General features: G+C 33.1%; 26 protein-coding genes, 1 tRNA gene and 1 pseudogene. 19 read left to right on the top strand and 9 right to left on the bottom strand.

Annotated features, from left to right (window positions below; translation table 11 throughout):
- Nucleotides 1–4 precede the first annotated feature (4 nt).
- Together VRU49_RS02825 and VRU49_RS02830 are read left to right on the top strand one after the other, a co-directional pair.
- On the top strand, nucleotides 5–691 hold the full coding sequence (locus VRU49_RS02825) for a class I SAM-dependent methyltransferase (RefSeq protein ID WP_330145263.1): 687 nt from the start codon (nucleotides 5–7) through the stop codon (nucleotides 689–691).
- 63 nt (nucleotides 692–754) lie between these two features.
- Nucleotides 755–1768 carry an LLM class flavin-dependent oxidoreductase gene (locus tag VRU49_RS02830; RefSeq protein WP_330145264.1) on the top strand — a complete coding sequence of 338 codons (1014 nt, stop codon included), beginning with the start codon at nucleotides 755–757 and terminating at the stop codon, nucleotides 1766–1768.
- On the opposite strand, the gene pepT is transcribed toward VRU49_RS02830, so the two are convergent.
- Nucleotides 1765–3021 (bottom strand): peptidase T, encoded by a 1257-nt coding sequence (gene pepT, locus VRU49_RS02835; protein ID WP_330145265.1) that lies wholly within the window; start codon nucleotides 3019–3021, stop codon nucleotides 1765–1767. The two genes, VRU49_RS02830 and pepT, sit on opposite strands and share 4 nt — an antisense overlap.
- A 66-nt stretch (nucleotides 3022–3087) precedes the next feature.
- Here pepT and VRU49_RS02840 point away from each other — a divergent pair, with 66 nt between their 5' ends.
- Together VRU49_RS02840 and VRU49_RS02845 are read left to right on the top strand one after the other, a co-directional pair.
- A complete protein-coding gene (locus VRU49_RS02840; protein WP_330145266.1) occupies nucleotides 3088–4842 on the top strand; it encodes a M14 family metallopeptidase in 1755 nt (584 codons plus the stop codon).
- Nucleotide 4843: 1 nt separating this feature from the next.
- A complete protein-coding gene (locus tag VRU49_RS02845) occupies nucleotides 4844–5452 on the top strand; it encodes a rhomboid family intramembrane serine protease (RefSeq protein ID WP_330145267.1) in 609 nt (202 codons plus the stop codon).
- Here VRU49_RS02845 and VRU49_RS02850 read toward each other — a convergent pair.
- Nucleotides 5438–6391 carry a hypothetical protein gene (locus tag VRU49_RS02850; RefSeq protein ID WP_330145268.1) on the bottom strand — a complete coding sequence of 318 codons (954 nt, stop codon included), beginning with the start codon at nucleotides 6389–6391 and terminating at the stop codon, nucleotides 5438–5440. The genes VRU49_RS02845 and VRU49_RS02850 overlap by 15 nt on opposite strands.
- 118 nt (nucleotides 6392–6509) lie before the next feature.
- Here VRU49_RS02850 and VRU49_RS02855 point away from each other — a divergent pair, with 118 nt between their 5' ends.
- Complete coding sequence (locus tag VRU49_RS02855) at nucleotides 6510–7523, top strand: dipeptide epimerase (protein ID WP_330145269.1); 1014 nt, start codon at nucleotides 6510–6512, stop codon at nucleotides 7521–7523.
- A 34-nt stretch (nucleotides 7524–7557) separates the two neighbouring features.
- On the opposite strand, the gene VRU49_RS11470 is transcribed toward VRU49_RS02855, so the two are convergent.
- Both VRU49_RS11470 and VRU49_RS02860 read right to left on the bottom strand, forming a co-directional pair.
- Complete coding sequence (locus VRU49_RS11470; protein WP_431311592.1) at nucleotides 7558–7776, bottom strand: DUF6358 family protein; 219 nt, start codon at nucleotides 7774–7776, stop codon at nucleotides 7558–7560.
- On the bottom strand, nucleotides 7751–8068 hold the full coding sequence (locus tag VRU49_RS02860; protein WP_330145270.1) for a rhodanese-like domain-containing protein: 318 nt from the start codon (nucleotides 8066–8068) through the stop codon (nucleotides 7751–7753). The genes VRU49_RS11470 and VRU49_RS02860 overlap by 26 nt, the downstream gene beginning before the upstream one ends.
- Before the next feature lie 143 nt (nucleotides 8069–8211).
- On the opposite strand from VRU49_RS02860, the gene VRU49_RS02865 reads away from it, so the two are divergent.
- The 3 genes from VRU49_RS02865 (at nucleotide 8212) to VRU49_RS02875 (ending at nucleotide 12571) form a co-directional block, all read left to right on the top strand.
- Nucleotides 8212–9318 carry a DUF4407 domain-containing protein gene (locus tag VRU49_RS02865; RefSeq protein WP_330145271.1) on the top strand — a complete coding sequence of 369 codons (1107 nt, stop codon included), beginning with the start codon at nucleotides 8212–8214 and terminating at the stop codon, nucleotides 9316–9318.
- 89 nt (nucleotides 9319–9407) lie between these two features.
- Nucleotides 9408–11258, top strand: a complete 1851-nt coding sequence (locus VRU49_RS02870; RefSeq protein ID WP_330145272.1) for a M61 family metallopeptidase — start codon at nucleotides 9408–9410, stop codon at nucleotides 11256–11258.
- A gap of 2 nt (nucleotides 11259–11260) precedes the next feature.
- Nucleotides 11261–12571, top strand: coding sequence for a M20/M25/M40 family metallo-hydrolase (locus VRU49_RS02875; protein ID WP_330145273.1), 1311 nt, complete (start codon nucleotides 11261–11263; stop codon nucleotides 12569–12571).
- Here VRU49_RS02875 and VRU49_RS02880 read toward each other — a convergent pair whose 3' ends face one another.
- A complete protein-coding gene (locus VRU49_RS02880; RefSeq protein WP_330145274.1) occupies nucleotides 12572–13075 on the bottom strand; it encodes a GNAT family N-acetyltransferase in 504 nt (167 codons plus the stop codon). It lies immediately after the preceding gene.
- Complete coding sequence (locus tag VRU49_RS02885) at nucleotides 13072–13620, bottom strand: thiamine pyrophosphokinase (protein ID WP_330145275.1); 549 nt, start codon at nucleotides 13618–13620, stop codon at nucleotides 13072–13074. Before VRU49_RS02885 ends, VRU49_RS02880 begins: the two co-directional genes overlap by 4 nt.
- A 54-nt stretch (nucleotides 13621–13674) precedes the next feature.
- Between VRU49_RS02885 and VRU49_RS02890 the strand changes: the two genes are divergently transcribed.
- A complete protein-coding gene (locus VRU49_RS02890; RefSeq protein WP_330145276.1) occupies nucleotides 13675–14166 on the top strand; it encodes a DUF1579 family protein in 492 nt (163 codons plus the stop codon).
- A 415-nt stretch (nucleotides 14167–14581) separates the two neighbouring features.
- Here the strand turns inward: VRU49_RS02890 and VRU49_RS02895 are convergent.
- Nucleotides 14582–14653, bottom strand: a tRNA-Arg gene (locus VRU49_RS02895).
- Nucleotides 14654–14706: 53 nt separating this feature from the next.
- Here VRU49_RS02895 and VRU49_RS02900 point away from each other — a divergent pair.
- The 5 genes from VRU49_RS02900 to VRU49_RS02920 all read left to right on the top strand — a co-directional run bounded on the left by VRU49_RS02900 (nucleotide 14707) and on the right by VRU49_RS02920 (nucleotide 19993).
- Nucleotides 14707–15819 (top strand): tyrosine-type recombinase/integrase, encoded by a 1113-nt coding sequence (locus VRU49_RS02900; protein WP_330145277.1) that lies wholly within the window; start codon nucleotides 14707–14709, stop codon nucleotides 15817–15819.
- A 76-nt stretch (nucleotides 15820–15895) separates the two neighbouring features.
- Nucleotides 15896–16699 (top strand): hypothetical protein, encoded by an 804-nt coding sequence (locus tag VRU49_RS02905; protein WP_330145278.1) that lies wholly within the window; start codon nucleotides 15896–15898, stop codon nucleotides 16697–16699.
- Between the two features lie 97 nt (nucleotides 16700–16796).
- Entirely contained in the window at nucleotides 16797–17288 is a 492-nt protein-coding gene (locus VRU49_RS02910) for a hypothetical protein (RefSeq protein ID WP_330145279.1), read from the top strand.
- Nucleotides 17289–17655: 367 nt separating this feature from the next.
- Entirely contained in the window at nucleotides 17656–18045 is a 390-nt protein-coding gene (locus VRU49_RS02915) for a hypothetical protein (protein WP_330145280.1), read from the top strand.
- Nucleotides 18046–18091: 46 nt separating this feature from the next.
- Nucleotides 18092–19993, top strand: coding sequence for a hypothetical protein (locus VRU49_RS02920; RefSeq protein WP_330145281.1), 1902 nt, complete (start codon nucleotides 18092–18094; stop codon nucleotides 19991–19993).
- Nucleotides 19994–20046: 53 nt separating this feature from the next.
- Here the strand turns inward: VRU49_RS02920 and VRU49_RS02925 are convergent, their stop codons facing one another.
- Nucleotides 20047–20376, bottom strand: a complete 330-nt coding sequence (locus tag VRU49_RS02925; RefSeq protein WP_330145282.1) for a LexA family transcriptional regulator — start codon at nucleotides 20374–20376, stop codon at nucleotides 20047–20049.
- Nucleotides 20377–20448: 72 nt separating this feature from the next.
- Nucleotides 20449–20658: pseudogene (locus tag VRU49_RS11475) on the bottom strand (helix-turn-helix domain-containing protein); the annotation flags it as partial.
- Nucleotides 20659–21176: 518 nt separating this feature from the next.
- On the opposite strand from VRU49_RS11475, the gene VRU49_RS02930 reads away from it, so the two are divergent.
- The 5 genes from VRU49_RS02930 (at nucleotide 21177) to VRU49_RS02950 (ending at nucleotide 24350) form a co-directional block, all read left to right on the top strand.
- A complete protein-coding gene (locus tag VRU49_RS02930) occupies nucleotides 21177–21686 on the top strand; it encodes a hypothetical protein (protein ID WP_330145283.1) in 510 nt (169 codons plus the stop codon).
- Between the two features lie 182 nt (nucleotides 21687–21868).
- A complete protein-coding gene (locus tag VRU49_RS02935) occupies nucleotides 21869–22342 on the top strand; it encodes a hypothetical protein (RefSeq protein ID WP_330145284.1) in 474 nt (157 codons plus the stop codon).
- Nucleotides 22343–22877: 535 nt separating this feature from the next.
- On the top strand, nucleotides 22878–23072 hold the full coding sequence (locus tag VRU49_RS02940; RefSeq protein ID WP_330145285.1) for a hypothetical protein: 195 nt from the start codon (nucleotides 22878–22880) through the stop codon (nucleotides 23070–23072).
- Nucleotides 23073–23328: 256 nt separating this feature from the next.
- Nucleotides 23329–23862, top strand: a complete 534-nt coding sequence (locus tag VRU49_RS02945; protein WP_330145286.1) for a hypothetical protein — start codon at nucleotides 23329–23331, stop codon at nucleotides 23860–23862.
- 143 nt (nucleotides 23863–24005) lie between these two features.
- Nucleotides 24006–24350 carry a DUF6717 family protein gene (locus VRU49_RS02950; RefSeq protein ID WP_330145287.1) on the top strand — a complete coding sequence of 115 codons (345 nt, stop codon included), beginning with the start codon at nucleotides 24006–24008 and terminating at the stop codon, nucleotides 24348–24350.
- Nucleotides 24351–24418 lie beyond the last annotated feature (68 nt).

The following is a 24418-nucleotide window of genomic DNA, read 5'->3' on the forward strand; positions in this document are numbered from 1 at the left end:
CCACATGGATATTTACGGAATTGCATTAAAAGATTTCTTTGAAGGTGCCCCTAAGGAGACGGTCTGGCTTCACAACACTTACGATGAGCCAGAAACAATGCCTATTGATGTTTTTTTTAGATCGATAGAGGATATGCCGGAGTTAGAGCTAATTGCTATGCAAAATTGTAGAGGAAAGGTTTTAGACGTAGGGGCAGGCGTAGGAAGTCATGCTTTAATTCTTCAAGAAAGACCAGATCTTAACGTAACTGCCTTAGATAGTTCGCATGAAGCTTGTGTAATTATGCGAAAAAGAGGCGTTAAAAATGTAATTGAAACTATTTTCCCCGATAAGAGTTTAGGAAAGTTTGATACGCTTTTGTTCTTAATGAACGGAATTGGACTTACTGGGACTATAAAAAATCTGAAGAAATTCTTACAGGAAGCTCGGAATTATTTAAATGAAGGCGGACAACTTTTATTTGATAGTTCTGATATAGCTTATTTATATGATCAAGGAATCGAACTCCCCATCGCACATTACTATGGCGAAGTACAATATTGCTATGAATATAAGTTTCAAAAAGGAAACTGGTTTAAATGGCTCTTTATTGATAAGAATACGTTGAAAAAATTAGCGGAAGAAACCGGTTGGCATTTCAATTTATTGTATGAAGATGGAAATGATCAATACTTAGTTTCTTTAAAGTAATCTTAAAGTAAGAATAAAACATTTTAACGCTAATTCGGATAAACAAAGAATAAATTTGTTCTTATGAGTAAATCCAATTTAAAATTAAGCATACTAGATCAATCACCAGTAAGAAAGGGTGTCTCTGCACATACAGCCATTGCCGAAACGGTAGAGCTGGCAAAGCTGGGCGATAAATTAGGATTTACAAGGTTTTGGGTTTCTGAACATCATAATACTTCAACATTAGCTGGCTCTACTCCAGAGGTTTTAATTGCACATTTAGCTGGTTTTACAAAAAATACTAGGTTAGGATCTGGCGGAATTATGCTCCCAAATCATAGTGCATTAAAGGTTGCAGAAAACTTTAGAATGCTAGAGATTATAGCACCAGGAAGAATAGATCTAGGTCTTGGAAGAGCACCAGGTACAGACCGATTAACCGCAAGTATTTTAAATCCATCCAATAGTTTTAATGAACAAGATTTATTAATCCAAATTAACGATTTAAGAAATTATTTACACGAATCGCACGACCCTAATAGTATCCAGTCGAAAATTATTGCCATTCCACAAGCACTTTCTGCGCCACCTATGTGGTTATTAAGTTCGAGTGGACAAAGTGGAATTTTTGCCGCTCATTTTGGAATGGGGATGTCATTTGCTCATTTTATTAATCCGTCTGGCGGACCCAAGTTTGTTGAAATGTATAGAGAACGCTATCAGCCAACAGAATTTACGCCACAACCACAAGTAAATGTTGCTGCATTTATTTTTTGCAGCGAAAATGAGGAAAAAATATTCCAACAACAGGCGGTTATGGATTATCGCTTCCTTCAATTAGAAAAAGGTGGAAAATTTGAGCCCATTAATTTCGACGACATAAAAAACGAACGTTACGACGCTTCAGATCTATTGAGAATAAATTATAATAGGCAACGAATGCTTTCTGGTACCCCTGCTCAAATTAAACAACAGATAGACGAATTAGCTGCCGCTTATAAAACAGATGAGATAATTGCCGTTACCATTACCGAAGATTTTGAAGATAGAATCAGGTCGTACGAGTTACTTGCTGAATTATATCCTCAAATCTAATTTCCTGAATTTTCGGCCCAAATTCCCGCTGTTCTAATTATTACCTCGGCTGATTTTAACATGTCTTGAATACTAACCCATTCTTCCTTGCTGTGAAATGCATGCTCTCCAGCAAAAATATTAGGACATGGTAACCCCATAAAAGACAATCTTGTTCCGTCTGTCCCCCCTCTAATAGATTGTTTTTTTGGAACCAATCCCGATCTTTCTATTGCTTTAATTGCATAATCAGTAACAAAGGGATATTTTTCTAATACTTCTTTCATGTTTCTATACTGTTCATGGATAGAAAGTTTAAAGCCGGCTCCTGGATGTTTTTTTACAACTTGTGCTGCTATTTGCTGTAGCAATTGAGCATGATTTTGCAGCTTAGTATTATCAAAATCTCTTAATATAAATTCAGCAGTTGCCAATTCAATATTTCCTGAAATATCTGTAGGATGAATAAACCCTTCTTTTCCAGCGGTATGTTCTGGACTCAAGTTTGGTGGCAACAAGCCGATAATTTCTGAAAGTATTTTTATAGCGCTAATCATTTTTCCTTTCGCAAATCCAGGATGTGCACTAACGCCATTTATTTCTAAGATAGCACCATCTGCAGAAAAAGTTTCGTCTTCAATAGAGCCTAATGTTTCTCCATCTATAGTATAACCAAAGTCGGCATTTAATTTTTTTAAGTCAACATGATCAACGCCTCTTCCAATTTCTTCATCAGGGGTAAACAGAATTTTTATTTCTCCGTGTTCAAAATCTGGGTTTTCAATAAAGTACTGTGCTGCTTGCATTATGGCCGCAACACCAGCTTTATTATCAGCACCTAGCAACGTTGTTCCGCTAGCAGTAATTATATCATTTCCTATTTGGGCTTTTAAATCAGGATGATTTTCAAGTTTTATAACAACATTTTCATCATCTGGCAATATTAAATCCTCCCCATTGTAATTATAATGAATAATAGGTTTAACATTTTTACCACTACAATCGGGAGAAGTATCAACATGAGAACAAAAACAAATTACAGGAATTTTTTTAGCCGATGTTGATGGAATAGTAGCATAAACATAGCCCAAATCATCTAAATGAGCGTCATTTATCCCCATTTTCAATAATTCATCTACCAAAACCCGTTGCAAATCCTTTTGCTTTTCGGTTGAAGGCACTGTTTCGGAATTGGAATCAGATTGTGTATCAATTTTAACATATCGTATAAAACGTTGAGAAATTGATTCATTTTTGTTTTCTAAGAGATTCATTCTCAAAATTAAATAATTGTATTGGGATTAATTAAATTTGTTATCATACCAGCTATCAAAAGAACTATGAAACTATTACTAAAATTCTGCCTTTTAAGCTATGCTATATTTTCTCTAAATAAAGTAAATGCACAAATTACACCTTATGAAGCCAGCAATAAAGTTGCAACTACTACTTATGCTGAAGCTATAAAATATTATGAATCATTAGCCAAATCCTATCCAAAACAAAGTAAACTTTATACTTATGGAAAAACAGATTTCGGCAAGCCGCTTCATTTATTAGTTCTTTCTAAAGATGGAATTGTAGACCCTGTGGCTGTAAAAAAGGCAAATAAAAGAGTTTTATTAATTAATAATGGAATTCATCCAGGAGAACCTGAAGGAATTGATGCCAGTATGATGTTGGCTAGAGATTTATTAAAAGGGAATAGATTACCCAGCGATGTTGTAATCGCCATTATTCCTATATATAATATTGATGGAAGTCATAATAGAACCTCAACATCTAGAGCAAATCAGAACGGTCCAGTTGAATATGGTTTTAGAGGAAATGGAAGAAATTACGACTTAAACAGGGATTTTATAAAATCAGATTCTCAAAATTCAAAAGCTTTTCAACTAATTTTTAATACCTGGCAACCGGAGGTATTTGTAGATACACACACGAGTAACGGATCGGATTATCAATACACGATGACCTTAATCCCTACTCAAAAAGATAAACTTAATAAAGAATTATCTACTTATATATCCAAAACAATGGTGCCAGATTTATATAAATCAATGGCCAAAAAAGGCTATGAAATGGTTCCCTATGTAAATTCTATTAGCAACTCTCCTGACGCTGGTATTTCAGGTTTTATGGAATCGCCAAGATATTCTACAGGCTATGCAGCACTACATAATTCATTAAGCTTTATGCCAGAAACGCATATGTTAAAATCGTTCGATAAAAGAGTAGATGCAACTTATAAATTATTGGAATCTTATGTAGAAATAACACAAAGAGACGCCAAAATAATTGGCGAAAACAAAGCTAAAGCTGATGCTGATGTTGCCAAACAAGTAAATTTCCCATTAGAGTTTAAACTTAATCGTTCTACATTCGACACCATAACTTTCCATGGATTTAACGCTAAACAAAAACCAAGTGATGTTAGCGGACTTTCGAGATTATATTATGATAGAAATGACCCTTTCACCAGAACTATACGTTTTTACGATAAATATGAGCCTGTTGCAAGCGTAAATAAACCTATAGCCTATATAATTCCTCAAGCATGGGAAAATGTAATTGAGCTATTCAAACTTAATAGGGTTAAAATGCAGAGATTAACCCAAAACACAACCATTGAGGTGGAAATGTATTATATTGTAGATTATAAAACTGCTCCGCGACCATACGAAGGACATTACAATCATTCTGCTGTAAAATTGGATACTGTGGTTCAGAAAATTAAATTTTTCGAAGGGGATTATGTAGTATATGTTAATCAACCAACGAATAGATATATTGTGGAAACATTAGAGCCACAAGGTATTGACTCATATTTTAATTGGAACTTCTTTGATTCGGTATTGTCTCAAAAAGAGCATTTTTCTGCTTATATTTTCGAAGATACTGCTGCAGAATTATTGAAAAAAGACCCAGAATTAAAAGCTAAATTTGAAAGTGCAAAAGCTGCAGATCCTGAAATGCAAAAAAGTGCACAAGCTCAATTAAATTTTATCTATAAAAACTCAGATTATTATGAGCCCACATTTAACAGATACCCAATCGGAAGATTGGTGAAAAATGTGCCTCTTAATTTAAAATAAAATGGATTTTTTAAATCAAACACCCGTTGCTTCAATTATATTTTTAATAACTATTGGAACCAGTATTTATGCCTTTAATAACCCTAGCATTTACGGGAAATTAATGTTGCATCCTTATAGTGTTGCAAGAGGACATAAAACATATACTTTAATAACCAGTGGATTAATCCATGCCGATTGGATGCATTTAATCTTTAATATGATGACCTTTTATTTCTTTGCTTTTCGCTTAGAAGCAATGATTGGACATTGGCAATTTGGGTTACTTTATTTAGCCAGCTTAGTATTAGCGGATATTCCATCCGTTTTAAAACACAAAGAACATTTTTGGTATAATAGTTTAGGAGCAAGTGGGGCCATTAGCGCCGTATTATTTAGCTACATTCTTTTTGATCCATTTACTAAATTGATGCTTTTCCCACTTCCGATACCTATTCCTGCTTTATTATTTGCGGTTTTATATCTGGTTTATTGCTACTATGCTTCCAAAAAATCAAGGGATAACATAAATCATGACGCACATTTATTTGGAGCAATTAGCGGAATTTTAATCACCGTAATTTTAATTCCAGGAATCGTAAATCACTTTGTAAGTTTAGTGTTCGGGTAAATAAGAAGGACTAAAATAACTCATTGGGGCATTTGGATTTTGATTAATTTCTAATAACAAATGTCCCCATGGTTTCCAGAAATTTTCTAATACTTGCCCGTAAGTTTTATGCTGCCACTCATCAAATATTGGTTTATTTAACATCCCCTTTAATGGCATAGCCTCAATAAACACCTCTCCATTTAACTCCATAATACTGTATTCTGGAAGTCTGTTAAACAGGTAGGCCGAATAATAAAATCGAGCACACAACTCTTCAAACTGCTGTTCTAAAAGAGGCTGCTTATTAATGTGACTTAATAGCGTTGAATGGTATTTACTATTTACTCCGTTATCCTGTAAGCAAGCAATAATTCCAAAATTTTTAAATTTTAAAGAAAATGTAAGAGTATTAATTTCGTCCTTAAAACTAAAAGAAACTGGCTCTTTAAGTTCTAATACCTCAATAGAATAAGGTTTAAAATTCTCTAAAGTCACAGACCTATAAATTCCCTGCAACATGGCATGTAGATTCCCAAACTTATGCATTAATCCTTGTCCCATATTTAATCCGTCAGCACTTAACACATTTTGTTTGATTCCATTATACATCTCTATATAAACAAATCCATATAAAAATTTACCCAGCCATTTAAAAAGTATGTCTTGGTTCAATTTAGATACGCCTTCATAACCCAATTTAAATGCCTCCTCTACTTCTGCATCTAAAACGTCTATCGCTTTGCCTACTAACGCTGTATTTACTGGGATTTTTAAACTTTTATAAGAATGTATGCCTTCATCAAGCATTTTTATAGCTTCATCGCCTGTAAATCCCGCCATCTCCAATAACCAAGTTGGTATTACCTGAATATTTGAATCGGTAGCTTCGCCGCTCAGGAAACATTTTTTGTACTTAAAGTCGAAAGATGTAAATGGATTATAAATTGAATTATTCATGTTGGCACAAAAATAAAAGTAATCTTCTAGAGAATAGAATAAATATCAATTAATGATTTTTTATGGTATTAAGAAAACAATTTATGCATCTTTAAGCCTTAATAATATAGAAAGATTGATGAAAGCTACTTTTAAATTTTTTGATCTGGAATTAAAGCATACATTTTCGATTGCAAAATTTTCTAGAACCAGTACACCTATAATTTTTTTAGAATTAGAGGCAGAAGGGTTTAAAGGTTATGGTGAAGGCTCTATGGTGCCATATATGGGCGAAAATCCAGAAACTGCGACCAGCTTTTTTAAAAAAATAGATTGGAATAAAATTAAACTTCCTATAGACTTTAAAGAAGTTCATGCTTATTTAGAATCTATAGATAAAGGAAATCCTGCCGCTAAAGCAGCTATTGATATTGCTTTGCACGATCTTCATGCAAAAACTTTAGATATCCCTTGCTATAAACTATTTGGATCGAACCCCGAAAACATGCCCGTAACTTCCTATACTGTCGGAATAGATACACCAGAAATTATTAGGGAAAAATTAGCAGGCGCAAAAGGGTTTAAAGTAATAAAAGTTAAGCTGGGAAGAGATAACGATGAAGAACTCATTAACACCATAAGAGAGACTTGCGATTTGCCTTTATATGTTGATGCAAACCAAGGATGGAATGATAGAAAAATGGCAATCGACAGAATATATTGGCTACATAACAAAGGTGTTCAACTTATAGAGCAACCTATGGACAAAATGGATTTAGATGGAAATGCATGGTTAACCGAACGAAGTCCGATTCCAATATTAGCAGATGAAGCTGTTCAAAGAATTGAAAACTTAGACGATATAAAAGGTGCTTATCATGGAATAAACGTAAAGCTTATGAAGAGCGCAGGCTTATATGAAGGTTATAGAATGATAAAAAAGGCGAAAGAATTTAAAATGAAGGTTTTAATTGGATGTATGAGCGAAACCTCTTGTGCCACACTTGCTGGAATGGCCCTTGCTCCACTTTGCGATTGGGCAGATTTAGATGGCCCAGCATTAACAAAAAATAATCCGTTTAAAGATCCAGACTTTAAAGATGGAAAGTGGCAACTTTCTAATGATAGTGGTTTAGGATTAAAGTTTAAATAAAAAAATCCCCTGAATAATTTCAGGGGATTTTTTTTTATTTTTTATTTCTTATTTCCGCTTTTACGGCCTTAAGTAATTTAATTTTTTGATAAACGAAAAATGCACCAGTTGCGAGAAAAATAACACAATAAAGATATTGGTTATTGGTAATCCCATAATAAATTCCCATTACTGAGATTATTACCGCAACATTATAAAAAACATTTAATAAAACTTTCTTCCACATATTAATAAACTTGCATACTTGGATCATATGCTTCTTTCCAAGCCATAATTCCTCCTTGTAGATTATATAAATTTTCTAACCCAAAATGGTGTTCTAATTGCATAATTGCCATTGCACTTCTTTTTCCACTTCTGCATTGAACTACTACAGGAATATCTTTTGATATTTTTTCAGCTTCCAATAGAATTCCTGCAAGCGGAATATTAACCCCATTTAAATTAGACATTTCATATTCAAAATCTTCTCTAACATCAATAATTTGAAATGGCTCATTATTGTCCATTTTTTGTTTCAGTTGTTCTACTGTAATTTCTTTCATGGCTTGTAATTTTATCAAAGATAATAATTTCAATTCACTAAAATTGAGCCTAGCACTTAGTTCAACCTTCCAATAATTAAATTTAGAAACATAAACTTTGTAATAAAATAGTCTAAATTGCATCTAAATTTAAACTTCACATTTTGAACGCATTAAATAATTTTTTCTGGTATTGTGCTGGTGTTCACCGCGAAACGTTGGCGAACCAACCTACCGAACAAATCAAATATCTAGGTATTGGAGCTACCATATTTTTCACCGGACTTTTTGCTGCCCTTTCTGGTGGTTATGCCATGTATTTTGTTTTTAAAGGAGATGATTTAGCTATTTTCTTCTCTATTTTCTTTGGCCTAATTTGGGGATTAGCCATCTTTAATATGGATCGATATATTGTTTCATCGATCGATAAAAATGGCTCTACTACGAAACAATTTTTACAAGCTACACCAAGAATTTTATTAGCTATAATGATTGGTATCGTGATCTCAAGACCTTTAGAACTTAAAATATTTGACAAAGAAATTAAAGATCGATTAGCTTTAAGTTATTTAAACGCGCAAAGAGCCAAAATAGACACATTAAATGCTGCTTTTGATAATAAGTATAAGATAGAAAATAACAATCTTCAATACATAAAAACTCAACGTGATTCTTTAGCCGCTAAAATAAAAAGCGATGAGCAAAAATTAAACTTCGAAATTTTTGGAAATAAAACCAACGAAACATCCGGAGTTCAGGGTTATGGACCATATGCAAAACGCAAAGAACAAGAAATTGCACAATTAAAGGTTCAATTAGACACTTTAAACGCTCAAATAAATCGAGGTGATTCATTTTTCGCTGATAGAAAAAATTTCGATGGACTTATGTCTGAGAAAATTTTAACGAGTAAACAATTAGATAGTTTAGCGAATGTGGCAGGTTTTGCAGATAGAAACTGGGCGCTTAATCAATTGAAATATGGTATAGATGGAAAAGAGGACAGTAGTACTTCTAATGCCATCTTATTTATTGGATTCTTATTTATATTTTTCGAGTGTTTACCTGTTTTTGTAAAGCTAATGAGCAAAAAAGGACCCTACGATCATAGTATTCTAAACCAAGAGACACTTGCTGTATATTCATCAGATAAAGATTTAGATGCTGGCATTTCAGTGATTGATAACACACATGATTTTCGAATTCAAGAAGATATAAAAGTTAAAAATCATAAAATCCGAAAAAAAACTGAACAAGAAATAGTGGATTAATCTTCCCTGTAATAATTTTTAAACAATTAAATAATTAAAGACTAAAAGGTTAAATTACCGCCTTATTATTTACCTAAATAGATTTAAACTTGAAAAATCGATTATTTAAAATTATTCCTTCTTTAATCCTATTGTTTTTTCTTGGATTTACTGTAAGCGCAAAGGCCCAGAATGAAATAGCCTATTCTGTTAGTTTTAAAAATGCGATGCATCATGAAGCAGAGATTTCGTTTACAATTCCTAATCCTCCTTCTGGATCATTAAATGTTAGAATGGCCAGATCTTCTACAGGAAGATACGCTACGCATGAGTTTGGAAAAAATGTTTACAATGTTAAAGCCAAAAATGCAGAAGGAAATCCAATTAAAATTTCGAAAATTGAAGGAGATGTTTATCAAATAAATTCACCAGGAAAATCGGTAACCATTTCTTATACCTTATTTGGTAACTGGGTTGATGGAACTTATGCGGCATTTGACAGAGATTTTGCGCATATGAATATGGCAGCAACATTTATGTATCCAATCGGATTAGATAATCGTCCGCGTACATTACAATTAAACTACGCTGATAAACCTAATTGGAAAGTTGTAACACAATTACAAGATTTAGGAAAAGGAAAATATTTCGCTAAAGATTTTCAATATTTCATGGATAGTCCAGTAAATATTGGAGCATTTAAATCTACGAAATGGAATATTACTAATCCAGATGGGAAACAACAAACCATCCAATTCCATACCAATACTAAAGACGAACAACCTATTGTTGACAATTTCGGTAATCTACTTAAGAAAATGGTGGACGAGCAAATTGCAGTTTTTGGTGAACTCCCAACATTTGATTATGGAAACTTTTATTTCATGCAAAATGTAAACCCAGAAAATGCTGGTGACGGAATGGAACATAGAAATTCTACTGTAATTGTAGAAAGAGATGATAAAATTGAAGGAAATGAATCGGATATGTTAAGCACCTTCTCGCACGAGTTTTTTCATGCTTGGAACGTAGAAAGATTACGCCCGAAAACTTTAGAACCGTTTGATTTTAGCCATGCAAATATGAGCGATGGATTATGGATATCTGAAGGATTTACTCAATATTACGGTCAACTTTTACTAAAAAGAGCAGGTTTAAGAACGCTTGATGAAATAACTAGAACCAACCAATCTATTCTCAATACGGTTCTATTATCGCCAGGCGCATTAAATTACTCTCCAATTGAGTCTAGTCAATATGCTGTTTTTGCAGATGCGGGAGTTGCGGTAGACCAAACCAATAAAGGCAATATGTTTACTTCATATTATATATATGGCGCTGGTGTTGCTTTGGCTTTAGACTTAAGATTACGCGCAGATTTTAACCTAACTTTAGACGATTATATGCGTGCATTATGGAAAGAATACGGGAAACCTGAAATTCCTTTTACTATGGAAGCCTTGCAAAAAACTTTAGGTAACTTAACAAAAAACACCAAGTTTGCAGAAGATTTTTTCACCAAATATATTCACGGAACAGCAAAAGAAGATTATAAATCATTATTAGAAAAAGCAGGATTTATACTTCAAAAAGCTAGACCAGGCAAAGCATTTTCGGGATTTGGAAGAATTAATTTTTCAAACGGAAAAGCTGTTTTAGGCGCAACTCAAAGTACTTCTCCAGCATATAAAGCAGGATTAAATATTGGTAATGTATTATTAAAAATAAATGATCAAGATATAAAATCACAAGCAGACCTAAACAAAATTATGGATGCTTCTAAACCAGGTGATCAACTAAAAATTAACTTTACTCAAAGAGGTTTACCTTATGAAACCACATTAATTTTGAGTGAAGATCCAACTTTAGAATTAATAACTTTCGAAAAAGCAAACAGAACATTAACCCCAGAAATAAAGTCGTTTAGAGATAATTGGCTAAATTCAAAAATCAAACAATAACAATGAAAAGAATATTTTTAGTAGCAGCGGCCTGCTTTACTTTCCAAGTTGGATTTGCGCAGGATATGGACAAAATTGTTCCTAAGTCCTATGTAGATAATTTAATAAAAACATTAGCTAGCGATGATATGCAAGGACGTAAACCCTATACGCCAGGCATTGATAAAGCGGCAAAATTCATCGAAAATGAGTTCAAAACCATCGGACTTAAACCATTGGCGGGAGAAAAAAACTTTAGACAAACATTTAACTTAGTTCAAATAAAACCCGTTTCTGCAAAAGTAACCCTTAATGGTAAAAATATTGAAAATGAGCATATTCTTTCCTTAGGCTTAAATGCAGAAAAAGTAAATTTTAATTTAGCAAGTGGAAGTCCGGTTGTTGTTTTTGATCCTGAAAAACCTTTCATGAATCAATATAGATCGTATGCTAGAGGCGGTAAAAAACAATTAGTACTTGTTCCAACAAAATTTACTGAAGACTTTAAAAGATTAAAATCTACCCCTTATCGCTCTGGAAGTTTCTTCGAAAAAGATATGGAAAACCCAGTTGGAACATTTTTTATTCTAACAGACGAAAAAGAAGCTACTTCTTATGAGGTAAGCTCGGTAAATACCGCTTCTAAAATGGGCGATTTATTTAACGTTGCTGGTATGATTCCTGGAAAATCTAAACCTAAAGAATATGTATTATTCAGCGCACATTACGACCATTTAGGTATTGGTAAAGCAGTTGAGCAAGATAGTATTTTTAATGGTGCAGACGATGATGCTTCTGGAACTACCGCTATGATTGCTTTGGCAAAATATTATAAAGCTTTAAATAATAACGAACGTACTTTAATCTTCGTAGGATTTACAGCAGAAGAATCTGGAGGTTATGGTTCAAAATATTTTTCACAACAATTAAATCCTGAAGAAATCATCGCGATGTTTAATATCGAAATGATTGGTAAAGACTCTAAATTTGGAGTAAATACAGCTTATATAACTGGATTTGAAAAATCTAATTTTGGCCAGATATTACAGAAAAATTTAGAAGGAACAGAGTTTAAATTCCATCCGGATCCATATCCTTCACAAAATTTATTTTACAGAAGTGATAACGCTACACTTGCTGCATTAGGCGTACCAGCACATACTATTAGTACTGTTCAAATAGATGCTGATAAGCTTTACCATACAGTTAAAGACGAATATAGCAGCTTAGATACAGATAATATTTATTCTACTATAAAAGGCATTGCGAAAAGTGCTATCAGTATTATTAAAGGTATAGATACCCCTTCTAGAGTACCTAAATTACAAAACTAACTAGGCTGATTGGAGATCAATCTCCATCACATAGTCATCCATTACGAAGCCGTTTCCTATATCAAGGACAACGGCTTCTTTTATTTTAAAGCCCATTCTTTCGTAAAAAAACAAAGCTTTATTTTTCTTATTTACATTCAGCTGTAATTTCTTCCCACCAAGGCTTTTAATTTGTTTAAAAACTACATTTATCATTATTTTCCCAAACCCACCTCCATGTGCCTCAGGTAATAAATAGAGTTTATGCAATTTGTAAATACCATCAGAATGATTAGTTAATTCATAAGACATGAAGCCAACATCTTTTCCATCTCTTTGGGCAATAATAAAAATACAACCTGCTAACAACTGACTTAACAACTCCTCTTTATTATACATTTTATCCAACATAAATTTCACTTGTGCCTCGCCAATTACTTCATTATAAGTATTCGGCCAGGTTTCGTAAGCAATTTGTCGTACAATTTCTAAATCTGGTTCTGTTGCTATTCTAAAACTTATCATAAGAATTCTTCAATAAATAATGATTCTAATGGCCCGTTAAAAGTAACAAAGCCATCTTTTGATACTTCATACAAACCCGTTGGAGTTGGAATTAAATTTGTAGTTTGTACATCACCGTTTAATTTAAATAGAGTCCCTGCCGCTTTCCAAACACTAAAGCCAGATTTCACCTTGTAAATCTTAGAAGTTCCACAAAACCAAACAATATTTATATCGTCGTAATAACTTAAAGGTATTGACAATTGTTCATCAGCAATAATATTCACCGCAGGATACTCCTCTTTAATCAAATAGCTAAGCCCTGTTGAAGGATAGTCGGCCTGAATAGCCAATTGCACTGCATCGCACTGCGCAGCCTCTATCGAGCCTAAAACTACGTCAATTTTAATGCCTAATGACTCCACTTCTTCATAAACATTGGCAGACACTAAAATTGTAGGGCTCCATTCTAATAACTGCCCTAAATATTCCAAATCAAATTTTTGTAAAGAAAGTATGAGTAAAGCAGGCTCCTGTTTTGCTTTAACAATATGATGTGATGACATGTTTCAAAGGTAAATAAAAACATGTTTCGTATATTCATAAAAACATTTAGAACAATGGAAAAGACAAAATTTGAAGAATCAATATCAAATGGGCCGCATGCAAAACTTCAATCTTATGTTGGGCAATGGATAGGCACAACTAAAACATGGTTCGAAAAAGATATATTAGCAGATGAGTCCGCCATTTCCGGCGAAATAGAATCCATTTTAGGCAATAAATTTATACGTTTTACGTATCAAAGTAGCTTACAAAATAAAGCCTTGGAAGGAGTAATGAACTGGGGATACGACCTGTCTAACTCTAGAGCAGAATGCAGCTGGGTAGATTCTTTTCACATGGGGACTGGCATTTTGCATTCTGTGGGTGCTGCTACGGACGATGGATTTAGCGCACTAGGAAGTTATGGAAGTTCTGAATACACAGAAATTTGGGGCTGGAGAACAGAAATAACACTTCGTGATGAAGAATTAATCATAACGATGTATAATATTAGCCCACAAGGAGAAGAAGCGAAAGCGGTAGAAAGTCGACTAAAAAAGGCGTAAAATAGAAACACCGAAAAAGCACTATTTAAAGAATTATCAACTAAAATCCCTATCTAATGGCGGGTAGAGAACTCTGGTCTAAAATTTAGGAAACTCTGAAATCAATTTGGTTCCACTGGGAGAATTGAAGTATTTGCCCAAATAATAAGATTTTTGGGAACGATTTCGACAAATGTGCGCCTCAAAACGATTTATTAATTCCTCGCCTCCTTGTGGCAAAATCGAAAACACTCTAGAAAGTTGGTTAGGGTTTTCCTAGCGTTATCTTGGCTAACTCTAATATTTACGTTTTTTTAAAATCCAACATATATCCTAGCATCTCTTAAACTTTGAATGGCATATACTATATAAATTTCACTCATTCTCGTTGAGATTTAAAATCCCATTAAAGAAATTAATTGAAGGTATAAAAGAGTGGTCCCAGCGAGAATCGAACTCACATCTAAAGTTTAGGAAACTTCTATTCTATCCGTTGAACTATGGGACCATCAGGCAGTTATGAAATTTTTCAAAGAATTGCGCCACTAAATGCGCCAATTCATGTTTACACAACCGAAAATTCATTTACCTAAATCTGCCAACGATAGAGTCTATATAGAATTCTACTACAATGGCAAACGATACCGCGAATATAATGGAAATAGACTTAATATTTCAATAAATCCTAATCAAACAAATGTACTGAAAGATAAAAAGCGGCTTTTAAATGTCTTACTATATGAATTTACAAAAGCACTGAAGGCAGGTTGGAACCCCACATCTAGAGATAAAATACCTAGTCTTAAGAATGCATTACAAGAAGTAATCGAGGAGAAATTAAATTCAAATTTAACTGTGTTATACAAAAGGAATTTGAAGTCTGTACATAAAATGTTTATAAACCATCTCACTTCAGATGAACTAAAAGGTATTACCGACCACTTGTCTTTAAGGTCAATTGAAACTTTTTTAAATCAATTTCAAAGCAGTGAAAGAAATTATATAAATAGGCGTAGATGCTTAGGTACATTATTTAACGAGATTGTTCGTAAAGGATATGCTTCGAAAAATTTAGTAAAATCAACAAAATCTGCTAAAGCAAAAGCTTCTCTTCATGTCCCATACACTAGAGATGAATTGAAGAATATTTTGAGCTTTCTAGAATCTTATTCTGATAACTTATATTTATGTTGCTTACTCACATATGGATGCCTTTTAAGACCTCACCATGAGATTAGATTGTTAAAATCTAAGAATATTGTAAATAATGTAAGTCAAATACAACTTTCTGGAAGTGAAAATAAAAGTAAGAAAAATAGAATAGTTCCAATTCCTGCTTTTATACAAAATATACTGAGAGAACGCATTTCTAGAGCGAACGACAGTAATGCAAATATCTTTACAATGAGTACAAACGCATATAATCCAGGATATTTCAATGTGTTATGGAATAAAGCCAAACCAATGATGAAGAAAAACAAATTGCTCAGGGATAATCAAACGATATATTCATTTCGACATACTGCTGCATTAGATATTTACCGAAAAACCAAAGACCTTCATATTTTGCAGCAATTACTGGGTCACTCTGATATGATAGTTACTCTAAAGTATTTGAGGGGGTTAGGTGTTTCTACTAATGATGAATTGAGGAGTGTAATGCCTGACCTATAAATAAATTAATAATACAGGATAGCGATTTTAAAATTTCAAGGTTTCATATCTTTTTTTTAATTTCAGCTATAAAATTATGGTTGAATCAACATTATCCCCTAATTTCCGGTTTCTTACCCGCTTTGTTGAGTTAACAGAAACTCAACTTTTAGCTCAGGAAGAAAAGGGGTACATCCCAATTTATTTGGAATATTTAGATCCCTCTCAATTTGAATCGCTAGTTAAATTAGTGACCTCAAAATTCACAAAACTTCGATTAACAGAACACATCCAAAATCTAGTTTTTTTAATCGTTAAAAAAAATGAAGAGATCGGAAACAGACACAATGTTTACTGGCAGAACTACTATGACGACCTGACCTCTAAAGAAGTTGCTTCATTCTTATTAGCTTATAAATCATCAAATCACAAGCAGTTATTTCAACTTGTTGCAAAGCCAATTACAGGAAGTGTTGCGGTGAAAGATCCTAGAATTGCACGATGGATGTGTGAAACGATCTATGAAAAAATTGAAAATAAAGATTTTCCATTAGGGGTTTTTGGTGAAAAGATAATTTTTGACCTATTTGGTGAAGGCTGGAATTCTACGACAGAAATCTCAATTGAACGATTAAAGAAAACTGCCGGACTAAAACCTCGTAAGCCTACTGTAAGAGTTAAGAAATTATACGTGGAACTTTGCCTGTATATTCAACAATATTTGAATGAGCACAAGATTATTCCCGTTCCCGAGGGGAAATTTTTAACTGACAGACAGGCAAATTTCTTTTTCGATATTTTGGAAACAATGGGATATTTAGATAGGTTAAGGATAGAATCAGATCCTAAAGATTACATTTATGCAATGTTCAAAAACAATATTAAGGGGTTATCGTATTAAACTATAAAGCTTCTTTATATTTTAAAAATTCTATTGCCTCTGACTACTTAGTCTTGTTTCATTTTTGCAACAGGTTCTCAAATGAACCATATTAAAAATGCAAAATATTTTAAAAATGAAATCCTTGTATGAAGCAAACATTGTACTTGGAAGAAGTCCCTACTGCCCTAGAAAGGGTTGTTACAAAATTATTTCAGCAAGCGAAAGTTCTTGTCTTAACAAACCTGCCTTGGTTGCACTAGCACATTGGAAATTGAATGCTCACGATGAATACAATCCAGCATTTAAAGTGCTGGTACAACTGGAGTCATTAAGATTTCAATCTACTTTTGAGCAGCGGAAGTTTTTAAACTCTTCATTAACAGGACAGGGAAAGGAATTCCATGTCTTCGATGCGGCTTATAACACAAAGTCTAAAGTTTTCGAGCTTAACTGGGATTTCATTTCAGTTAAGAAAGTGTCACTTACCGATTTGAGTTCAATGCTAAAAACAGAATCTGGCAGAGATCTTTTGAATTATGGTGCAGATTTACTAGATAACTATGAGCTTGATATACTCGATGTCGATTATAATGGCTATGACTTTTAAGGCTTTAAAGGAAATGATGTGATTTGTAGTGATTTTACTTTCCAAAGTCAAATCAGAAAAGCGGAAATAAAAAAGAGGCTGTATCATTGATAAAATGATCAGTCTCTTTTTTTTAGCACTCGTAAGTGCTGTTAATACAAACAATTGATCCCCTTCAACCAAATTCCGCGCTCGATTTATTCAAAAAATTTAAATAAGCAAACGAAAAACAAACGTAACTAGGTGATTAATAAGGCAATATAAATTTTTGTTTTTTGTAATCCCAGGGTTTCCTCATCACATGGAGTGTATTCTGACCTTTGTAATGTCAGAGAGAATCTCTGTAGGCTTGGCCAAGCTTTTTATTTAAACAAAAAAATAAGATACTATGAAGAATAGTCTAGAATTAATGGCGCTTTACAGTGAGCGCGTAAAAGAACTTAACCACTTCAATGCAGTTTGCGAAGGATTCTACAAAATTCAGGATGTTATAGATTTTAGCGTTAATAAAGGCTATATGAACCTACGAGTTTATGCATTATGGCATCCTACTGATAAAACATTTGAAGGTATTTTTTATCCATTGAATATCTCCTTGAATGGTTTATTCGTAAAGCAATCAACAGGACCGAAAGAAGTTAGTTTTAATGGCCTCATAGGAGGAATTATAGAGGTAACAAAAGTTGAGGTATTCGATTATGAATATAACTCTTTGATGAAAAAAAGCTTAAAAGCTGATTGGCACATCGTAGCCTTTCCGAAGGATATAACTGGATAATTGAAATTAACAAGGGCTTGGGAAACCAAGTCCTTTAATAAGTTACATGATGGAAAAAGTTATAATTAACATACATGAAAACCATAGGGATTTTGATTTTAAAGAGCTCTTATTCGAATATGGATTTGATGGGCTAATACCTTCAAATACATTTATAGACAAAGTCAGAAGTGGTATAGGTGGTACAACTTCTGAGCTCGAAAGTGATAGAAATTCCATTATCATAGTTCCATTTGTTGATGTTGAAAGGGTTAAAAAAGAGAAGTATAAAACAGCCCTTTGTATAGTGATGAACGGTATCCACAATAAAAACATTGAAGATTACATCAACGATAAATCTATAGCCTTCAAAAAGATAATGACTACTCCAGAAGGTTTTATTAGATTAATTAGCGTCCTTAATCGTATTGAAATACACTACAGGTCTAAATATTTCCTTCTTTATGATGAAAGCGATCGACTTATTGAAGATTGTTTATTCAGAGAAAAGTTGTTAGCTCCACTTAGTGAGTTTTTTCAATTTACCAAAAAAGCATTCATCTCAGCCACACCCATTATCCCGTCTGACCCCCGGTTAAGAGAGCAACAGTTTAAGCATTTAGTATTTAAACCTACTTGGGATTATTCGACCCCCCTCAAACTCATTACTACTGATAATATCAGAACTTCGATCAGGAATTATCTTTCGCTTTTAAACGATGACAAACCAGTTTTTATTTTTACGAATTGTAAAGAAACTATTCTTTTTATCACCCGACTCGATGGTGTAAAGGAGGATTACAAAGTATTTTGCGCAGAGCAACTAAATGAAAATTACTTTAAGTATGAAAACGTCGAAAATATTGAACATTCCGTAAAACAACAGAAGTACGCCAAATTCAATCTTTTTACTTCGCGCTTTTTTTATGCAGTTGACATGTTTTACAACGGATCTGATAAACCGCACATCTTAATGTTGACAAATTTGCCGTCTATTAAACACTCTATTATCAATCCTAATACAACGGCTATTCAGATTAAAGGACGTTGCAGAAAAGGTATTTCCTCCGTTACGCATATCACAACGCTTTTACGCAGTAGGGTTAGTAAAAGCCACGAAGAGATCATCCGTGATATTGATTTTTCGCTATCTTTTATTGAAAAGCTGAAAAGATCATCACTTAGTTTCATGAATAGTAGCGTTCAACGAATTGTCGACGAACTGATAGGAAAAGAGTTTGCGAAGAATATATATAATGGCAATGGCAAAATTGAAACTTATATTAAAGATGCATTTATCAACCAAGAACTTGTTAGCAATGATTACGTAACTGCTGAAAATCTAATTAAAGCTTATAATTCCACAAGCCATTTTAAAATAGAGCATATAAATGTCACACATATGTTTACTGATAGAGATCTTCTGAGTATTGATACTTTAAAAAATAAAAAGAAGTATCAGATGATCGTTAAGAAACTGGAAGATATTGAACAGCGGTTATTATCTGGTGAACCCATGCAAGAAGAGGATGTGCACGCATTCAACTTAATGATTGGAAAAGAACCGATATTATTTGCTCTTTTCTGCAATTATGGAGCTGACTTCTTTGAAAAAATCCATTATCAGAGAACCAAGATGAGAAAGACCTTTTTTGCTCTTAAACTCTCAGAGCGTCAGTTCAAAGACTCTAATATGATTGATGAGATACTGTTTACATTCAAATTAAACACACGTTTAAACTCAGATTACATAAAAGACACTCTAAATGCGATATACAACAAATACTATGATGATCCTGAATACTGTGTGCCTGAAAATGCCTCCGCAACACACATATTAAAATATTTTGAAGGTACTTATAATAATGGTAAGAGGAAGCACCCCATACACGGATATAAAAGCTACTACCGTCTTACTCGACCAAAATATAAACTTTCAGAAGACGTCGTAGCGTTGCAAATTGTGTAGGGAATTTTATATGCTATATAAGCTTATTATTTAAGGAATAATTGAAAAACTCCCTACCCCACTAAAAGTTTAGATGGGGTTGCTTGCTCGACTTTTAAAGCCTTTAAAGCGGCGTACCAATTCCAATCAATTTTATCTGTAAACTTATATTTAGAAATAGTTTTTCCTGTACATTTTTCAATATAACCTTTGTGCATCAATTTTCTCCAGGGATTATACAATTGTTTATAAGACAACCCTAACTGCTTAGCAATTTCTTTAATGTTTAAATGTGTCGAGCCAATTCCTGATCTATTCAAAAATTGACGAGTTAACAATAGAATTGATTTTTCTTCCAAAGTTAAATTCTCAAAAAATATTTGGTAGGGGATGCGTTCAAACATCTCAAAGTCGCTAAAAGAATATCGATTCGAGTAATCTCTTTTTTTAGACCTTTTAACAGTTATTAAATTCGCTTTCTCCAGTCTTTTTATAGCTCCTAAAACGAAGCTCCTTGAACATTTAGCCCGATTCGCAATAGTTTCGTAAGACGGAAAACAATCGCCGGAATAATGCTGATAAGATCTTATTGATATATATATAAGTGTATCTGTATGCTTAATCCTAAGTTTATTTAAGTCTAGCAATCTCGGGAGAGCAACAAATTGCTCTTTAACATAATTCATAAAATATTGACATGTAAATAGCCCTTACACTTCTGAAAAAAGAAGGCTGTGATTCATCTCTAAGAAGTTGAGATGTTACTTAAAGATACTAAAAATTAACCAAAAAAAGCAACAAAAAAAGCAACAAAAAGTGCCTCCACACACACTGTAACTAATAATACTTATTATAACGTATAGTTAGGGTTTGCAAGAGGGAACTCATATTGAATCTGTTGAAAACTATCAATTGAAGGTTTGAAAAGGTTCTAATATTATTTCGTGTATTTTGCACTCATCTGCTCTTTACAGCGTATTAAATTCCCAAAAATCAAAATTTGATTAAACAGGATTGATAATCCATTAACATTAGTTCCTAGATGAAAAAAAATAGTATATGTTTTTTAAGCCCCCATAGTTTGACTTAATCCCCCTACTAGCTCTCGAGTTGAAAGCAACTGAATTCAAGACTTCTATAGCGATATAGGAGTCTTTTTTTATGAAAATGTTTTCCGATTTATTAACCCTTCAAAATTCAAAAAATGGATTATCAAAAGCATTCAGAAGAACAAAACAAGCGTTCAGATCAGGTTCAAGTCAACGAAAATCAATGGGCAAGTAAAGTCAAAAGATTTAAAAATCATCAAAGAGCAGAGATAAAAGGTACAACTACAATAAAAAGAAATAACAAAGTAGTGGAAAGTATGTACCATGTTATATTGAACAAAGTTAAAATCTTGTACTCAACGTTACCTAACAAATCTGATAGAGTTATTGTCGAGTTAAACTTGAAGGCTCATCCATTAAATGTGGTGGACATGCATTGCTTGTTAACACCTCATTTCTTATTCCATTTGGAAGCTGACATTCTCGGTAATTACAAGATAGAATACCACTTCCATAATTGCCCATTTGAAAGCGAAATAAAGACTCTAATGAAGAAGTGTTGCATCAATCCTTTCAGTTCTCAAAGAATGAATATAGCGGATTACAATGCTTATTTCAAAGAAGTATTGAGGGTACAACCTGAGAAGTTTATTCATCTACTTTAAAAGCAAACATCCTTGGTAAAGTTTTACCAGGGATGTACTCACAATTTTCATTTACAAATCTAAGCTTATAAAGAATCAGACTGGAACTCTATTTTGACCGTAATAATTCGTCATTCCAAAATCCAAGTTTTCTCATTCTTTAAAAGCTAAAAAAGTTCAATTACAATTTAAAATCAATTATTATGAAAACAACTAGAAAAGAACAGACCATCGAAGACAAGAAGAACAAAGCAGTTGAAGATCTATTTGAAAAGATAGTTACAACAGCTAGAGACTTTCTAACTATTTTTGATAGCCAAAAGTATCGCACCTCAGTTTTAGTAAACCATGCTAAAATGGGTAGAAGTGAAACCCTTATTACTGAATTCTTAAGTTTCTATTGGAATTTCACATTGAGTAAAAATAAAGTGGGCGCATATGTGATCTATGTCGCCTATGACCGTGAAGCAATTGAGAAATTTGGAAACAGATTGCACACTCAAATGCTAAGAGCTATTTTCAAATACTCTATGGCTGATGCTACCAATTTAAACATTGAAGATTCAATTAGACTTGCAAGTGAACCGACAGAAATCAGAAATTACTATTACAAAAGAGTAATGGATGGAGAAACAGAAAACGTAAGCATTCTAATTGAGGATAAGAAAGCTGCATAGTAAAATAAAGGTGGTGACAGCACTTTTATTTTCCTTTTTCCATAACGTTACGGGAAACCGTAAAATATTGTGTGTAATAGTTTATATTTTCAGCCAACATTTGAGAAGGTTTCAAGTATCGAAAGCTCTTTATAGATGAGGAGATCTCGAGAAAGGTGAGAAAATGTCTATTCAGGCAGAATTGGTGGGATAATTATTAATATGTTTTTATAGTCAATATGAAAATTTTAGCTACGATATTAAGTTACCCTTCCTTTTACCTGCTGTATTGGGTCTCAAGATATATTTATTTATCAACAGTGGATTCTTCTACAACCGTTGAAGATATAGTCTCTGCGGAGTGGGTAATTGCAGGAAGCTCGTGTGGTCTAGTTTGTTTTGTTAATTATTTAGTTTTTGATAGCTCCAGTGTGTTTATTGGGGCAATAATGGTTTTTATTACATCTGCAGCGATTTATATGCCTTATTCTCTAGGCCTCGTAGTTGTATATAATATCAGTTGTCTAGGATGTATCACTTATAGTATTTGGAAAAAATGAATTGGTTAATTGCAATTATAATTTGCGCTATTATTGGAGGAATTATCGGTTATGTTAATTCTGGTAAAAAAGAAGATGCTGTAGGAGGTGCTTTAGCAGGAGGTATTGGTTGTGGGTATATTATTCTACAAATAGTATTGGCTATTCTTGGATTATGGATTACTGTAAAAATATTTTCTTGGCTTTTCTGAAAAGTTGATATAGAGTTAAAATATCATTTATAGTGATTCTATACTCAGAGCCTCGCATCTATGAGTTCATTTTCCTGTAAATCATATTAATCTTGAGCTTGTAGTGATTCGCACAGTAGATTCTTCATTTTCACAATAATATTTTATGAAAAGATTTATCACTCAGGCCAGAGGCATAAAATAGGGAAAAACCACTTATCCGCAGTTAAGAGAGTCATAGAGTCAGTGATTCTCTTATTTTCTAAATATTATTACAATGTTTAATCTCATCCCTAGACGATCAAAGTTGGATGTCGAACCTCAACCGTACATACTACAAAATGAATTTCACAGCATAGCATGGGGTTGGGAACATAATGGCTGTTTTATTATGCCAAATGGCAATCGATATCATTATAAACAGCCAGAGGATTGGAAATTCTATAGTGTTCAGCCTTACGAAGAGCATGCGCCATTGTCTAAAGTATGGGGTTATGAAACGAACGGAGAAATTCAAACGGACGATTTATTCCATAACATCAGATTGTGCAAAAGAGGTTCTATACTAAATAAAATATTTGGTGGAATCTCACTTTCACAATCTGATTTAGAAATTTTATTGAAATCAAAAGTGGTAGGTGAGCCAAGCTACTATACTGATCAAGGGACACGATCAAAGTCTATTTATATTTATGATTCTAGATCTGATATTTACAGACGTGTACTATTAAAATGTACTGGCATTATGGAGCTTGTTAATACATCGCAAGTGGCAACTTCATTGATTAGAAAGCTACCGAATATTAAGTAGTTTCCGCCCAATGTATAAGCTTACATTCATATAGATTTAGACTGTTTTTATTCACACATCAAATGTATATATCACTTTTATGAAATAGAAACTGCTTCAATTTAAATGTAAACACCTATATGTTAAATTATTATCTTTAAATTATGACTGAAACTTTTAGATTTTATAAAGACCAAAAAAATGAATGGTTTATCGATTTGCCAGAATGGGAAGGTAGTATAGCTCAATTAGAAATGGTTGAAGGAGCAGATACCATGCTTGATATTATTAGTAATAATACACGAGAGTGCTTTTTAAAAATATCTGATGAATCATTTGATGGAGCGGAAGTATTAGAGCTTCAATATGCTAGAACCAATGGTGAAGGAGGAGGAGGTGATTATCTGTTAAAGTTTTATAATGGACAAGAAATAAATCAAAAGGTTTGGTTGTGTGAAGTTACAAAATGGCTATTTCGCTATCTTCCTGATAAAATCTACTTTAGGTAACATTTCTACGTATAAAACAAATGATTGAAAAGATAACTAAAAGTGACGTCTATGATTTGATAGCAGAG

The sequence above is a fragment of the Pedobacter flavus genome, from assembly GCF_036324285.1.
GTDB lineage: Bacteria > Bacteroidota > Bacteroidia > Sphingobacteriales > Sphingobacteriaceae > Pedobacter > Pedobacter flavus.